The sequence below is a fragment of the Corynebacterium segmentosum genome (assembly GCF_900637825.1).
In the GTDB taxonomy this organism is placed as follows: Bacteria; Actinomycetota; Actinomycetes; order Mycobacteriales; family Mycobacteriaceae; genus Corynebacterium; species Corynebacterium accolens.
Map to the genome: position 1 here is coordinate 1,275,788 of NZ_LR134408.1, position 13,763 is coordinate 1,289,550.

13 protein-coding genes are annotated in these 13,763 nt (G+C 59.1%); 3 read left to right on the plus strand and 10 right to left on the minus strand.

The window, feature by feature from the left end; all coding sequences use genetic code 11:
- Window positions 1-5: 5 nt before the first annotated feature.
- On the minus strand, window positions 6-674 hold the full coding sequence (locus EL217_RS06140) for an NAD(P)-binding oxidoreductase (RefSeq protein ID WP_126319070.1): 669 nt from the start codon (window positions 672-674) through the stop codon (window positions 6-8).
- Window positions 675-789: 115 nt separating this feature from the next.
- Between EL217_RS06140 and EL217_RS06145 the strand changes: the two genes are divergently transcribed.
- Both EL217_RS06145 and EL217_RS06150 read left to right on the plus strand, forming a co-directional pair.
- Window positions 790-1,059 (plus strand): ACT domain-containing protein, encoded by a 270-nt coding sequence (locus tag EL217_RS06145; protein ID WP_034654051.1) that lies wholly within the window; start codon window positions 790-792, stop codon window positions 1,057-1,059.
- 1 nt (window position 1,060) lies between these two features.
- Entirely contained in the window at window positions 1,061-2,425 is a 1,365-nt protein-coding gene (locus tag EL217_RS06150; RefSeq protein WP_023017471.1) for a PFL family protein, read from the plus strand.
- A 61-nt stretch (window positions 2,426-2,486) separates the two neighbouring features.
- On the opposite strand, the gene EL217_RS06155 is transcribed toward EL217_RS06150, so the two are convergent.
- From EL217_RS06155 to EL217_RS06195, 9 genes are all read right to left on the minus strand, one after another.
- The gene (locus EL217_RS06155; RefSeq protein ID WP_126319071.1) at window positions 2,487-3,815 is read right to left on the minus strand and encodes a DUF2254 domain-containing protein; all 1,329 of its coding nucleotides are present in this window, start codon (window positions 3,813-3,815) and stop codon (window positions 2,487-2,489) included.
- 5 nt (window positions 3,816-3,820) lie between these two features.
- Window positions 3,821-5,452, minus strand: a complete 1,632-nt coding sequence (locus EL217_RS06160; RefSeq protein WP_023030716.1) for an ABC-F family ATP-binding cassette domain-containing protein — start codon at window positions 5,450-5,452, stop codon at window positions 3,821-3,823.
- 93 nt (window positions 5,453-5,545) lie between these two features.
- Window positions 5,546-5,953: a metal-sulfur cluster assembly factor gene (locus EL217_RS06165; RefSeq protein ID WP_005279145.1), complete on the minus strand. Its 408-nt coding sequence runs from the start codon at window positions 5,951-5,953 to the stop codon at window positions 5,546-5,548.
- Window positions 5,954-6,406 (minus strand): Fe-S cluster assembly sulfur transfer protein SufU, encoded by a 453-nt coding sequence (gene sufU, locus EL217_RS06170; RefSeq protein WP_005279143.1) that lies wholly within the window; start codon window positions 6,404-6,406, stop codon window positions 5,954-5,956.
- The gene (locus tag EL217_RS06175; protein ID WP_126319072.1) at window positions 6,406-7,650 is read right to left on the minus strand and encodes a cysteine desulfurase; all 1,245 of its coding nucleotides are present in this window, start codon (window positions 7,648-7,650) and stop codon (window positions 6,406-6,408) included. The genes sufU and EL217_RS06175 overlap by 1 nt, the downstream gene beginning before the upstream one ends.
- A 46-nt stretch (window positions 7,651-7,696) precedes the next feature.
- Window positions 7,697-8,455, minus strand: a complete 759-nt coding sequence (sufC, locus tag EL217_RS06180) for a Fe-S cluster assembly ATPase SufC (RefSeq protein ID WP_005279139.1) — start codon at window positions 8,453-8,455, stop codon at window positions 7,697-7,699.
- A gap of 29 nt (window positions 8,456-8,484) precedes the next feature.
- Entirely contained in the window at window positions 8,485-9,639 is a 1,155-nt protein-coding gene (gene sufD / locus EL217_RS06185) for a Fe-S cluster assembly protein SufD (RefSeq protein WP_126319073.1), read from the minus strand.
- A 4-nt stretch (window positions 9,640-9,643) separates the two neighbouring features.
- Window positions 9,644-11,083: a Fe-S cluster assembly protein SufB gene (sufB, locus tag EL217_RS06190; protein WP_023022420.1), complete on the minus strand. Its 1,440-nt coding sequence runs from the start codon at window positions 11,081-11,083 to the stop codon at window positions 9,644-9,646.
- Complete coding sequence (locus EL217_RS06195; RefSeq protein WP_005279134.1) at window positions 11,080-11,817, minus strand: helix-turn-helix transcriptional regulator; 738 nt, start codon at window positions 11,815-11,817, stop codon at window positions 11,080-11,082. The genes sufB and EL217_RS06195 overlap by 4 nt, the downstream gene beginning before the upstream one ends.
- A gap of 215 nt (window positions 11,818-12,032) precedes the next feature.
- Between EL217_RS06195 and mptB the strand changes: the two genes are divergently transcribed.
- The gene (gene mptB, locus EL217_RS06200; RefSeq protein ID WP_126319075.1) at window positions 12,033-13,757 is read left to right on the plus strand and encodes a polyprenol phosphomannose-dependent alpha 1,6 mannosyltransferase MptB; all 1,725 of its coding nucleotides are present in this window, start codon (window positions 12,033-12,035) and stop codon (window positions 13,755-13,757) included.
- Window positions 13,758-13,763 lie beyond the last annotated feature (6 nt).

Below are 13,763 nucleotides of genomic sequence, written 5' to 3' on the forward strand. Positions count from 1 at the left end.
GACTATTACTTGATGGAGCTTACGGGCTTGTCGCCGTCAACGAATACGACTGGAGACTCCGGAAGTTCCGCGCGGCCCAGTACTTCTACGATGACGTCTGCCACCAAGTCGCGGGAAGAGGTCTGGCCCTCCTGCAGCATCTTGTCCTCAACAAATTCCAGCCCCTGCGCAGGCTCCTCCGTCAGGCCAGCAGGCTTCAGGATAATGTGCGGGATAGAGCTATCGGCCAAGCGGTTGTCCACTTCCTTCTTGGACTCCACATAGGCGTACCACTTTTCATCGGCTGGATCGGTCGTCGCAACCTGGGAGCCGACATAAGAAATCATGACGAACTGAGGAACGTCTTTGCCCAGCTTTTCCAGGGCCTCGATGGCGGCCAATGCGCCGTCGCGGTCGACGGCCCACGTCAGTTCCGCGCCGCCACGGCCGCCGTTTCCGGCGCCCCATACAACTGCGTCATAATCTGCGAATAGCTCGGCCCATTGGTCAACGGACTGCTCGGTAATATCTGCAATAACCGGCGTAGCGTTGGCCTGCTCAATATCGGCCTTCTGGTCTGGGTTACGGATAAGCGAGTGAACCTCGTGGCCAGCTTCCGCTAATTTTGGAGCCGCCAGCAGGCCAACCTTGCCGTGTCCACCGATGTACAAAACCTTTTTCTTGGTATCAGCCATAGCGCCCCATGGTAACAGCGCGATTTTTATGCTGCAGCGGTTCTTTTCAGCAGTGCCAGAACATGCCGCGACCGTGGTGCGAGCGTTGCCCACCGAACCAGATAGAATACTGGTTATGTATGCCATTATGACCGTCACCGGTGCCGATAGCACCGGAATCATTGCCGCAGTGACCACGACTCTTGCTGATCTGGACATCAACGTCATTGATGTCTCGCAGACCATTATGGGTGACTATTTCACCATGATCCTCCGCGTTGAATTCGATGCGGATGCCGTATCCATCCAGACCATCAAGGAGCGGATGCGCCCGGTTGCGGAGGAAAAGCAGCAGTCCATCCGCATTCAGTCCGAAGACCTCTTTACCGCCATGAACGAGATTTAACATGAGCACGCGTTTTAATACCACCAATATCTTGGACACCATCGAGATGATTGAAAACTATCGTCTCGATATCCGCACCGTGACGATGGGCATTTCCCTGCTGGGATGCACGCGCTCGACCATGGAGTCAACCTGCCAGGCCATCTATGACCGCGTAACGCAGCAAGCGGGCCGCTTGGTTGAGGTATGCGAGGGCATCGAAGGTGAGCTCGGCATCCCGATCGTCAACAAGCGCATCTCCGTCACCCCCATTTCCCTCGTTGTCGCAGGCTTGGACGGCAACCCCGTCGATGCCGCGCGGGCGCTGGATAAGGCCGCGAAGGAAGTGGGCGTTAACTTCGTCGGCGGCTACTCCGCGCTGGTAGAAAAGGGTGCGACGAGCGCAGAGCAAAAGCTCATTTCCTCCATCCCCGAAGCCTTGGCCGAGACGGACGTAGTGTGCTCCTCGGTCAATATCGCCAGCTCTCGCGCCGGCATCAACATGGATGCGACGAAGCAGATGGGCGAGGTCATCAAGGAAGCCGCTGAGCTGACCAAGGATAATTCCGCGATTGCCTGCGCCAAGCTCGTCGTCTTTGCCAACTCCGTGGGCGATAATCCGTTTATGGCCGGCGCCTTCCACGGCATCGAGGAGCCTGACTGCGTCGTCTCCGTTGGCGTCTCCGGCCCCGGCGTGGTGGACCGCGCCCTCGGCTCCTTGGAAGGCGCAAGCCTGGATCAGGTGGCTGAGGAAGTAAAGAAGGCGGCCTTCAAGATCACCCGCGCCGGGCAGCTCGTGGGCAATATGGCCTCCGAGCGCCTCGGCGTTCCCTTCGGCATCATTGACCTCTCCTTGGCCCCCACGGCAGAACTCGGCGACTCCGTGGCACATATCCTCGAGCACATGGGCCTCGATCAGGTGGGCACGCACGGCACGACGGCGGCATTGGCGCTGCTTAACGATGCCGTCAAGAAGGGCGGCATGATGGCATGCTCGCGCGTGGGCGGATTGTCCGGTTCCTTCATTCCGGTCTCTGAGGACAGGGGCATGATCGATGCCGTAAAGTCCGGCTCCATTTCCATGGACAAGTTGGAGGCCATGACCTCCATCTGCTCGGTCGGGTTCGACATGATCGCACTGCCTGGCGATACCTCTGCGGCCACGATCTCCGGCATGATTGCGGATGAAGCCGCGATCGGCGTGATGAATCATAAGACCACCGCCGTGCGCGTCATTCCGGTACCTGGCGCCAAGGTGGGCGACGAGGTCAGCTTCGGTGGGCTTTTGGGCTACGCACCGATCATCCCGGTCAATCAGGTGGGCAATTCGCAGTTCATCAACCGCGGTGGCTTTATCCCCGCACCGGTGCACGGATTCCGCAACTAGGCGCGGAGTAATCCACACCTAGGGGGAGAAGCGCGCCTAGGACAAGCGCGCAAAGCTCCCCTTAGGACTCGGAGTCTTCATTCTCCTCGCCCGGCTTTTCGGATTCTTCCCACCGGGCGAGGTTTGCTTTGAAGTGCTGAAACGAATCTTCTAACTGGCGCAACTCCACCTCGCCGCCGACCTGGCGGCCCGCATCGGAGTAGATGGCCTCCGCCGCTTCATCTAGGACATTGCGGCGTTCCACGGTCCGCAGCAGCGCGACCACCTTGGCCAGGTTATTCAACAGGCTCAGATAGATCTCGGCGTTATCGGCCGCATCGCGGCGGATTTGGGTGAACATCGCCTCAATGATCTGTTCGTAGCTAAAGGTTTGATAGTCCAAGCGGAACTCGCCATCGATATGCATAATCCCCTGCGGCAAGCGCTTGTCCCCAATGACCACCAAGATTTGCGTGAAGCGGTCAATGATGTCGATGACCGTATAAGGATCATTGACGCCGGTACTGAGAGCGCGAGCAGCAATCTCCGCGAGGTGCCGGGCAGTAAACCGAGGGTCGTGCGCAGAGGCATCCTCGCGGTGCTGCGTGACCACGATGTGCTTTTCAATGTTTTCCGGCATGTGCGGCACGCCGTGGGCAATGACCTCGCCTTCTAGCACGAGATCGCCCGAGGCAACACCCAGGTGAACCGCGCACTCTTCTTCGGCGGCCGCTTGGGCAATGGACTCGTAGTCCACGAACTTCAGGTACCCCGTTTGGGAGCTGCGGGTTGCATCGGCGGATTCATAGAAATCCGAACCTGGTGCCTTTGCAACCTTTTCTTCTTCGCCGCGCTCAATGAGGCGCCGCATGTGCTCTTCCACATCTTGGGCCACCACGTGCACTACATGAGACATGCTAATGGACTGCGCGATGTGGACGATGAAATAAATCAAAAAGACCACGCATATAAGCGCCAAGGCGATGTCGACAGCGACATTGAGCGAGGGAACGTGTTCTTGCTTGCCCTCGCCGCCGGCGCGCACGGCACGCAGAGAGAGCAGCGAGTAGGTAAAAGTCGCCAGGTAGATCCCCAGCGTGGACTGGATGGAACGGTCCTTTAAAAACTCGTGCAATAGGCGGGGGCCCATCACCGTCACCACGCCGGAGAGCGCGGTCAGGGTGATAAAGAACAGGGTGCCGGCCAGAGACAGCGTGGCGGTGGCAACGGCGGTGAGCAGGCCCTGGGCACTTTCCGCGCTGCCGTCATAAAGTCGAGAGAGCGCCAGATCGAAGTTGCGGTCGATCGCCAGCATGCCTTCGGCCGCCACGACGGCCACTGCTACCGCTACGGCGGGAATAACCCAAAACTTATCCCGCCAGGCGGGCATCCTCTCGATCAGCGTCTTCATCAGGCTTAAGCCAGCTCGACGATTTCCATGTACTCATCGGACCACAGGTCTTCATCGCCATCCGGCATGATGATCACCCGCTCAGGGTCGAGCGCCTTCACCGCGCCCGGATCGTGGGTTACCAAGACCACCGCGCCCGTGTAGGTATTGAGTGCATCGAGCACCTGCTCGCGAGAGATGGGGTCGAGGTTATTGGTCGGCTCATCGAGAAGCAGCACGTTTGCACGGCTGGAGACCAACGTAGCCAGCGACAGGCGGGTTTTCTCACCGCCAGACAGCGTTCCGGCAGGCTGTTGCAGTTTATCGCCGGAAAACATGAACGCTCCCAGCAGCCCGCGCAGCTCTTGCTGGTCCGCATCGGGGCAGGCCTCGATGGTGTTTTCCCATACGCTCTTATCCGGGTGGATATTGTCGTGCTCCTGCGCAAAGTAGCCAATGCGCAAACCATGGCCACTGACGATGCCACCCTCGCCATCGGTGCGCTCCTCCCCCGCCAGGAGCTTGAGCAAAGTGGTCTTACCGGCACCGTTATACCCCAGGACAACGACGCGGGAGCCCTTATCAATGGCCAGGTCCACGCCCGCGAACACCTCCAACGAACCGTACATCTTAGTCAAGCCTTTGGCGTTCATGGGCGTCTTGCCGCACGGGGCGGGCTCGGGGAATTTAATATTGGCTACCTTATCCGCAACGCGCACCTCATCGAGGTCATTCATCATGCGCTCGGCGCGGTTTAGCATCTGCTTCGCCGCTGCGGCCTTGGTGGCCTTGGCACCCAATTTCGCGGCCTGTTTTTGCAGCGCGGAGGCCTTCTTTTCCGCATTCGCGCGCTCGCGGCGCCGGCGGGCCTCATCGGTAGCACGGGCATCGAGGTATTTCTTATAGCCCATGTTGTAGACATCCGCCTCGCCGCGCACCGCGTCGAGGAACCAGACCTTATTGCACACGGCCTCGAGCAACTCGACATCGTGGGAAATCATGACCAGTCCGCCCTCGTGCTTGGACAGGAACTGGCGGAGCCAGACAATGGAGTCCGCATCCAGGTGGTTAGTGGGCTCATCCAGGAGCAACGTGGTCTGGGATTTACCCGAGCCTTCGCTGGCTGCAAAAAGGATCTGCGCCAGCTCCACGCGGCGGCGTTGGCCACCCGATAGTGTCTTGAGCTTTTGATCTAAAACGCGCTGAGGCAGGCCTAGGTTATCGCAGATTTGGGCGCATTCGGAGTCGGCCTCATAGCCGCCCAAGGAGTCAAATTGTTCTTCCAAGCGGGAGTATTTACGGATGGCCTTATCGCGGAATTTCTCATCCGTGGCCGTCTCCATCAGCTCTTGCTGCTTGGCCATGCGCCGTTTAATATCATCCAGCCCGCGGGCAGAAAGCACGCGCTCGCGCGCGGTTTGTTCGATATTGCCTTCGCGCGAATCCTGCGGAAGGTAGCCAATCGGACCCGAGCGAGACACCGTGCCGCCATAGGGCTCGGTCTCGCCGGCCAAGATGCGCATGGTCGTGGTCTTTCCCGCACCATTGCGGCCCACGAGCCCGATGCGGTCGCCGGGCTGGACGCGGAGATGCTGTCCGGGGGCATCGAGAAGCGTCCGGGCGCCTACGCGTACCTCAAAATCATTGGTCACAATCACGACAAGCCAGTCTAGCAACCAAAGGCCAAGGCACTAATTCACGCAAAAAAGCGGCGGTAATACTACCGCCGCTTTCCCACTATTCCGTGGTGATTAAACCGCAAAGCCCAGAGCTTGGAGCTGCTCGCGGCCTTCTTCGGAAATCATGTGTGGGCCCCAAGGCGGCATCCACACCCAGTTGATACGCACGCCATCGGCAAGCTTCTTGCCGGTAACGATGTCCTCAACCTGTTCCGCAATGACGTCGGTCAAAGGGCAGGCCGGCGAGGTCAACGTCATGTTGATCATGGCGAGCTCTTTGCCGTCCTCTTCTTCCAGCCACAGGTCATAGACCAAGCCCAAGTCAACGACGTTGATGCCGAGCTCCGGGTCGATGACATCGCGCATGAACTCGGTGATGTCGAAGGCCTTCGACAGCTGTTCTTCCGTCTGCTCGGGCCGCTCACCGCCTGCGCTGAAGGACGAATTCTCGTTCTGGTAAGGATCTACGGGATCGGTCATTTACTTCTCCACTTCATTGAGCGCATCTGCGGTGGCGGCCTGAAAAGCCTTCCACCCTAGCAGCGCGCATTTAACTCGTGCCGGGTATTGAGAAACACCTGCAAAGGCAACACCATCGCCGATGATGTCCTCATCGCCTTCGTCCTGGCCACGCGAGGTGACCATCTTTTCAAACTCGGCAAGCTTCTTATTGGCTTCCTCCAAGGGCAAGCCGACGATCTCTTCCGCCATGACGGACGTCGATGCCTGCGAGATGGAACAACCTTCGGCGTCGTAGGACACATCTTCAACGGTCTTGCCATCCGCGGAAAGGTTGACGCGCAACGTGAGCTCATCGCCGCACGAGGGGTTCACGTGGTGAACCTCTGCTTGGAACGGCTCGCGCAACCCCGCGTGTTGCGGATTTTTATAGTGATCCAAGATCACGTCTTGGTACATCGAATCTAGATTCATTAGGCAACTCCAAAGAAATCGCGGGCGGCCTTAATGGCTTCTACCAGCTTATCCACTTCGGCTTCCGTGTTGTACAGGTAAAAGCTAGCGCGTGCGGTAGATTGCGCACCGCAGGCGCGGTGCAGCGGCCACGCGCAGTGGTGGCCAACGCGAATGGATACGCCTTGGTCATCCAGAACCTGACCCAGATCGTGCGGATGCACGCCTTCCACGGTAAAGGAGATGGCCGCGCCGCGGTTCTCAGCCGTTTCTGGGCCGATAATGCGCAGCCCCGGAATCTCACGAAGCTGTTCCAAGGCATAGGCGGTGAGCTTCTGCTCGTGGGCATGGATATTATCCATCCCCACCTCCTCGAGGAACTTCACCGCGGCGCCGAGGCCGACGACCTGGCTGGTCATCTGGGTTCCCGCTTCAAAGCGCGTGGGCGGTTCCGCGAAGGTGGTTCCTTCCATCTTCACTACCTCGATCATGGAGCCACCCGTGAGGAACGGGGGAAGCTTGCGCAGCAATTCGTCCTTGCCGTAAAGCACTCCCACGCCATTGGGACCACACATCTTGTGGCCCGAGAATGCGGCAAAATCCACATCCAAGGCGTGGAAATCCACCGGCATGTGCGGGACGGACTGGCAGGCATCGAGCACCACCATGGCGCCGACCTCGCGAGCACGGCGCACCATTTCCTCGACATCGGAAACCGCGCCAGTCACATTGGACTGATGAGTAAACGCAACAACCTTGACGGATTCATCGAGCTCGAGCGAATCCAAGTCGATGCGGCCATCGTCAGTCAACGAGTACCACTTCAAGGTGGCACCGGTGCGCTCACAGAGCTCCTGCCACGGCACGAGATTGGCATGGTGCTCAAGCTCCGTGATGACGACGGTATCGCCCTCTCCCACGTAGAGCTCGCCCGCGCGCTCATCGGAAAGCGTATAGGCAACCTCATTGAGCGCCTCGGTGGCGTTTTTGGCAAAGGCAATCTCATCGCGGTCCGCGCCAACGAAGGCCGCGATGGCCTGACGGGCCGACTCATAGGCGTTATCCGCCTCCTCGGCCAGCTGATACGAGCCGCGGTGGACGGGGGCGTTGGTATGGAGAACGAACTCCTCCTCTGCCTTCCACACCGGCAGTGGGCGCTGGGAGGTAGCCCCCGAATCCAGGTACACCAGCGGTTTATCGCCGCGCACGGTGCGCTGCAGGATCGGGAACTGCTCCCTAATTGCGTTTACATCAAATCCAGACATAAAACTTCTTCGATTCATCGAGGATGAACCAGCGCTGGGCTGGTCTTTACTGCAGGAACTGGTCGTAGCCGTCAGACTCAAGCTGGTCTGCCAGCTCGGCCCCGCCGGTCTTTACAACCTGGCCGTTAGCGAATACGTGCACGAAATCAGGCTGCACGTAGTTCAAGATGCGCTTGTAGTGGGTAATCATCAAGATGCCGCCATTGGTGTCATCCTGGTAGCGGTTGATGCCATCAGAAACAATGCGCAGCGCGTCAACGTCCAAGCCGGAGTCGGTCTCATCCATGACCGCGAACTTGGGCTTTAGGATGTCCAACTGCATGACCTCGTGGCGCTTCTTCTCGCCACCGGAAAAGCCCTCGTTGACGGAGCGGGAGATGAAGGACTTATCAATCTTCAGGTTCTCGCGAGCCTCAGTGAGTTCCTTATTCCACTCGCGCAGCTTGGGAGCCTCGCCGCGGATAGAGGTCACGGCGGAGCGCATGAACTGCGATACCTTTACGCCCGGCACCTCGGTGGGGTACTGCATGGCCAAAAACAGGCCGGCGCGAGCGCGCTCGTCAACGGGCATGTCGAGGAGGTTCTCGCCATCGAGAAGCACCTCGCCCTCGGTGACCTCGTACTTCGGGTGACCAGCAATGGTGTAGGACAAGGTGGACTTGCCGGAGCCGTTCGGGCCCATGATGGCGTGGATCTCGCCGGAGTTGATGGTGAGGTTGACGCCCTTGAGGATTTCCTTGGGCTCGCCGTTTTCTTCATTCGGCAGAACCTGGGCGTGGAGATTCTTAATTTCCAGAGTAGACATAGTTTTGTGGGTTTCCTTCTGTAAGTGCGTTAAGCGGAGATCTTTTCCAGTTCTTCGGAAATGCGGTTTTCCAGTTCCTCGGACAGGGATTGCACCGGAATGCGGTGGATGACCTCATTGAAGAAGCCACGAATGATGAGGCGACGAGCCTCTGCCTCCGGAATACCGCGCGACATCAGGTAGAACAGCTCGATATCGTCAAAGCGTCCAACCGTGGCGGCGTGGCCGGCGCCGGTGATTTCACCGGTCTCAATCTCCAAGTTCGGAATGGCGTCTGCGCGCGCACCGTCCGTGAGGATGAGGTTATTATTCGTCTCATAGGTATCGGTGCCCTGTGCGTTGGAGCGGATAAGCACGTCTCCTACCCAGCAGGTACGAGCCTCGTTCTTCTTCTCACCCTGCAAGGCGCCCTTGTACAGGACATTGGAGCGGCAATTAGGAACCGAGTGATCCACGAGCATGCGGTTTTCGAAGTACTGACCAGAGTCCGCGAAATACACGCCCAACAACTCGGCGTCGCCGCCGGGAGCGGTGAAGTTCACGCGCGGGACGATGCGCACGACCTCGCCGCCGAAGATGGCGGAGTTGTGGCGCAGCACGGCATCGCGTCCCACCTGGGCCACCTGGTTAGACAGGTGCACCGCGTCGTTTTCCCAGTCGACGTCCACGATGACGGTCAGGTGTGCGCCATCGCCAAGGATGAACTCCACGTTATCCGCGTGGGTGCCCGAGCCGACGTACTTTAACACAACGGTGGCCTCCGCATGGTGGCCAACCTCGATGGAGGTGGCACCGAATGAGGTCACGTCCTCGCCCTTGCCCGTAAAGGTAATGGTGATGGGATCTTCCACCTGCACCTCAGGGTCAACGGTTACCACTTGACCTTCCGGCATGGCGGTCCATGCCTGGGCGGCCACGCGGTCAGAAGGCTTGCCCACGCGGCCAAGGCGCTCATCGTCGCGGTCTACAGTCTCCGCAGAAACACCTGGGTGCTTGCTTACCTTGACGTCCTGGGCAACCGCTTGAGCAAATTCCCCGTTGTGCAGGCCCCGCAGCTTGCGCAGGGAAACAAAGCGCCAGACCTCGTCGCGGCCGTGCGGTACCGGGAAATCCTCCACGTTGGTAGAGGTAAAGACGTCACCCTTGGTGATCTTATCCGGATTGAATTCGTTCGAAGCGACCATTTCTTTAGCCGACCGATCCTTCCATTTGCAGTTCGATGAGGCGGTTGAGCTCGAGGGCGTACTCCATCGGCAGCTCCTTAGCAATCGGCTCAACGAAGCCACGCACGATCATTGCCATTGCTTCTTCTTCCGCAATGCCGCGGGACATGAGGTAGAACAGCTGCTCTTCAGAAACCTGCGACACGGTTGCCTCGTGGCCCAGCGTGACGTACTCGTTGCGGATGTCGTTATACGGGTATGTGTCCGAACGCGAGATATTGTCCACGAGCAGGGCGTCGCATTCCACGTTGGACGTGGAGTGGTGCGCATTCTGGTTAACCTGCACCAAGCCGCGGTAAGCAGCGCGGCCGCCGGCACGGGCAACGGACTTGGAGACGATATTGGAGGAGGTGTAGGGCGCCATGTGCGTCATCTTTGCACCGGTGTCCTGGAACTGTCCTTCGCCAGCGAAGGCGACGGAAAGCACCTCACCCTTAGCGTGCGGACCGGTCATCCACACGGCCGGGTACTTCATGGTGACCTTGGAGCCGATATTGCCATCGACCCATTCCATGGTGCCGCCCTCTTCCACCTTGGTGCGCTTGGTCACCAGGTTGTAGACGTTGCTGGACCAGTTCTGAATCGTCGTATAGCGGCAGCGGCCGCCCTTCTTCACGATGATCTCAACTACTGCGGAGTGCAGGGAGTCCGACTTGTAGATGGGCGCGGTGCAGCCTTCCACGTAGTGAACGTAGGCATCCTCATCCACGATGATAAGGGTGCGCTCGAACTGGCCCATGTTCTCGGTATTAATACGGAAGTAGGCCTGCAGCGGGATGTCAACGTGCACGCCCTTCGGGACGTAAATGAAGGAGCCGCCGGACCACACTGCAGAGTTAAGCGCGGAGAACTTATTGTCACCGGCAGGAATAACGGTGCCGAAGTGTTCCTTAAAAAGCTCTGGGTAATCGCGCAGCGCGGTATCGGTATCGACGAAGATAACGCCCTGGCTTTCCAGGTCTTCGCGAATCTGGTGGTAGACAACCTCAGACTCGTACTGTGCGGCCACGCCGGCAACCAAACGCTGCTTTTCTGCCTCAGGGATGCCCAGCTTATCGTAGGTGGCCTTAATATCATCCGGGAGGTCGTCCCAGGTCTGCGCCTGCTCTTCGGTGGACTTGACGTAGTACTTGATCTGGTCAAAGTCGATGCCGGAGAGATCCGCGCCCCAAGTGGGAATGGGCTTCTTATCAAAGATATCCAGGGCCTTGAGACGCTGGTTCAGCATCCACTCGGGCTCGCCCTTCTTTGCGGAAATATCGCGGACAACGTCCTCGTTCAGGCCACGGGCGGCAGAAGCGCCGGCCGAGTCCGAGTCGTGCCAGCCGTACTCATACGCACCAATAGAATCGATGATCTCATCATCGGTCATCTTGTTATCAGGTGCCGATTGTGCCTGGGTCATGACTCGCTCCTTTCAGTATTAGTTTTGACAGGTGTCAAGGGGATATTCGTGGTACAAATTCCGTGGCCATCTGCGATAGAAGCCAAAGGTTGTACGTGTTTGCCTAAGAGGGCGGAAAAGACTTCCTGCTCTGCCTCGCACAGTTCAGGGTGCTCGGCCGCCACATGGGCAACCGGGCAGTGGTGTTGACAGATTTGCACGCCCTGGCCCGCACGGTCCACGGTTGCGGCGTACCCGTGCTTATCCAGGGTTTCAGCCAGTTTGCGCGCTACTTCCTCGACCGATTCTTCCGCGTCCACGAAGGGACGCACATCGGCGATAATGCGCTCAAACCGAGCCTTAGCGAAGTTCTTCACAGCCTCTGAACCGCCCGCAGAGCGCAGCGCGGTCAACGCTTCAGAAGCCAATTCATCATAGGCGTGGCCAAATTGCGCACGCCCACGATCCGTCAGGCGGAAGTGCTTTGCCGGTCGCCCACGACCCGCTCCGGAGTGCATCCGCGAACGAGAAGCTGGACGGCGCTCGACAACTTCCGTTAGTTCTTCTTCCACCAGAATGTCTAAATGCCGGCGGATCCCGGCGGTCGAAAGACCAAGGCGCTCACCCAGGTAAGAGGCGGTTACAGGGCCGTCCTTAAGCAATAGCAGCAGTACCTGGCGGCGGGTATCACCATCCGTGGACCGTGATTCTTTCACCGCCACATGCGCCGCTGCCGCGCGCTGTGAGTTAGCCATGCCCTAAAACCTCCCTTCCTTAGGTCAGTTGCCTGCAGTCACCGTGCTCCGTCGCGCCGGAAATGCCGTCGCTACGCAAGCGCCATAACTGCGCTTTCATCATTAGACAACACTAGTGTTCCTTAATTCATTCCGGAATGCCACCACTGCAGTCACCGGGCGTGGCGGCGGGGGTGAATTTCCCACCCCACGGTCCTCGCGTAAGGTCTTAAGCCATGAAAGGGAAACTACGGGGAGTGCTCGAGAGCGTAAAGGCAGAATTGCCGCGCTTGGGCACCGCAGGTTCTCGTTCCGCGCAGCTGCACGCCGAAGGCACCGGCGCGCAAGCCGGGGATACTCGCTACGATTTCATCACCCAGGCGCCAGAGGAACTGCAGCACACCACGGTCTCCCAAAAGCGCACCTTTTTCATCTTGCGGTGGGCCGGAACCGTCGGTTCCCTCCTCATTGCCTTTGGCGCTTTGGGAGCAGGCGCACTGCCTGTAGTGGGCAACCCCTATGACAATGTGCCCTTCGGCTCCCTCATGTCGCGTATGCTCCAGACCTCGTCTGCGCTCGTCATGGTGGGCGTGGGGCTTTTAGTAACGGCCTGGATTTTCCTCGCCCCCTTCGTGGGCACCCCGCTGCGCCAGGCGCGACCCGGCGAGCCCGCCAGCGATCGCTCCCGCCGGCTGGTCTCCCCGCGCCAGCTGTGGATCACGTGGGCTGGGTGGATCATCCCCCTCATCTTTACCGCACCCTTATTTACCCAAGACATCTATTCTTATTTGGCCAATGGCTCCATCGTGGCCAAAGGGATGGATCCCTATTCCGCCGGCCCAGTTCAGCTCTTGGGCGCTGGCAACGAGCTCGCGCGCTCCGTTCCGTTTATCTGGGCGAATTCACCGTCACCATATGGGCCCGTTGCCTTGGGGCTGGCGGCCATCGTCAGCATCATCACCGGAAATTCCATTGTCTTAGGCGTCATCACCCACCGCCTACTTTCCATCGTGGGCATCATCGTGGCCGGCTGGGCCATCACGCAGCTTGCTCAGCGATGCCGCGTCTCCCCTGCCTCCGCACTATGGCTCGGCATCTTGAACCCGCTGACCATCCTTCACCTCGTCGGCGGTATCCATAATGAATCCATCATGCTTGGATTGTCGTTACTGGGCATGGAGCTTGGATTAAGGGGCATCGATAAGCTGGGGCAGGATAAAAGAGGAGCCTACGTTGCGCTAATAGCCTCTGGGGTTTTCCTGTCCTGCGCCGGAATGGTCAAGGTCACCGGCTTTATTGGGCTCGGCTTTATCGGCATGGCGTATGCCCGCCACCTGCACGTGCAGGCGCGCGTACCGCGCTGGCGGGCTTTATTTATAGCCATTGCCGTGCAGGGCGCGGTGCTCGTAGTCACCATTGCGGTCATCAGCCTCATCACGGGCATTAACCTCGGGTGGATTACCGGGCAAGGCGGAGCCGCCACGATTCGCTCCTGTCTTTCCCTGTCCACGGCGGTGGGAGTGGGCGCCGGTTTCCTCGGCATGTTTTTAGGCCTTGGGGACCACACCGATGCCATATTGACCATCACGCGCAGTTTCGGCGTCTTGGTCGCCGTCGCCTTCATGTCCCGCATGCTCTTTGCCACGCTGCGCGGATATATCCACCCCGTGGGCGGGCTGGGAATCTCTACCCTCGTGCTCGTTATCTTCTTCCCAGTGGTCCACCCGTGGTACATCCTCTGGGCCGTTTTGCCGTTGGCGGCGTGGGCGAACCGGCACATCTTCCGGTTTAGCGTCGTTGCCTATACCGGCGCGATGAGCTTTTTCGTCCTTCCGCGCGGCTTGGGCCTGCCCGCTGGGACGGTGCTTTCCATCTATATCGCCGCTGCCTGCGCATTCGCCGTGGTAGCCGGAGTGTGGTGGGGTGCAATGCGCCGAAACGGAATCCGTGTCTTAAACTAGGCACCC

Coding starts and splice junctions, on each gene's coding strand:
- EL217_RS06140 (WP_126319070.1), bottom strand. CDS start 674: ATGGCTGATACCAAGAAAAAGGTTTTGTACATCGGTGGACACGGCAAG.
- EL217_RS06145 (WP_034654051.1), top strand. CDS start 790: ATGTATGCCATTATGACCGTCACCGGTGCCGATAGCACCGGAATCATT.
- EL217_RS06150 (WP_023017471.1), top strand. CDS start 1,061: ATGAGCACGCGTTTTAATACCACCAATATCTTGGACACCATCGAGATG.
- EL217_RS06155 (WP_126319071.1), bottom strand. CDS start 3,815: ATGAAGACGCTGATCGAGAGGATGCCCGCCTGGCGGGATAAGTTTTGG.
- EL217_RS06165 (WP_005279145.1), bottom strand. CDS start 5,953: ATGACCGATCCCGTAGATCCTTACCAGAACGAGAATTCGTCCTTCAGC.
- sufU (WP_005279143.1), bottom strand. CDS start 6,406: ATGAATCTAGATTCGATGTACCAAGACGTGATCTTGGATCACTATAAA.
- EL217_RS06175 (WP_126319072.1), bottom strand. CDS start 7,650: ATGTCTGGATTTGATGTAAACGCAATTAGGGAGCAGTTCCCGATCCTG.
- sufC (WP_005279139.1), bottom strand. CDS start 8,455: ATGTCTACTCTGGAAATTAAGAATCTCCACGCCCAGGTTCTGCCGAAT.
- sufD (WP_126319073.1), bottom strand. CDS start 9,639: ATGGTCGCTTCGAACGAATTCAATCCGGATAAGATCACCAAGGGTGAC.
- sufB (WP_023022420.1), bottom strand. CDS start 11,083: ATGACCCAGGCACAATCGGCACCTGATAACAAGATGACCGATGATGAG.
- EL217_RS06195 (WP_005279134.1), bottom strand. CDS start 11,817: ATGGCTAACTCACAGCGCGCGGCAGCGGCGCATGTGGCGGTGAAAGAA.
- mptB (WP_126319075.1), top strand. CDS start 12,033: ATGAAAGGGAAACTACGGGGAGTGCTCGAGAGCGTAAAGGCAGAATTG.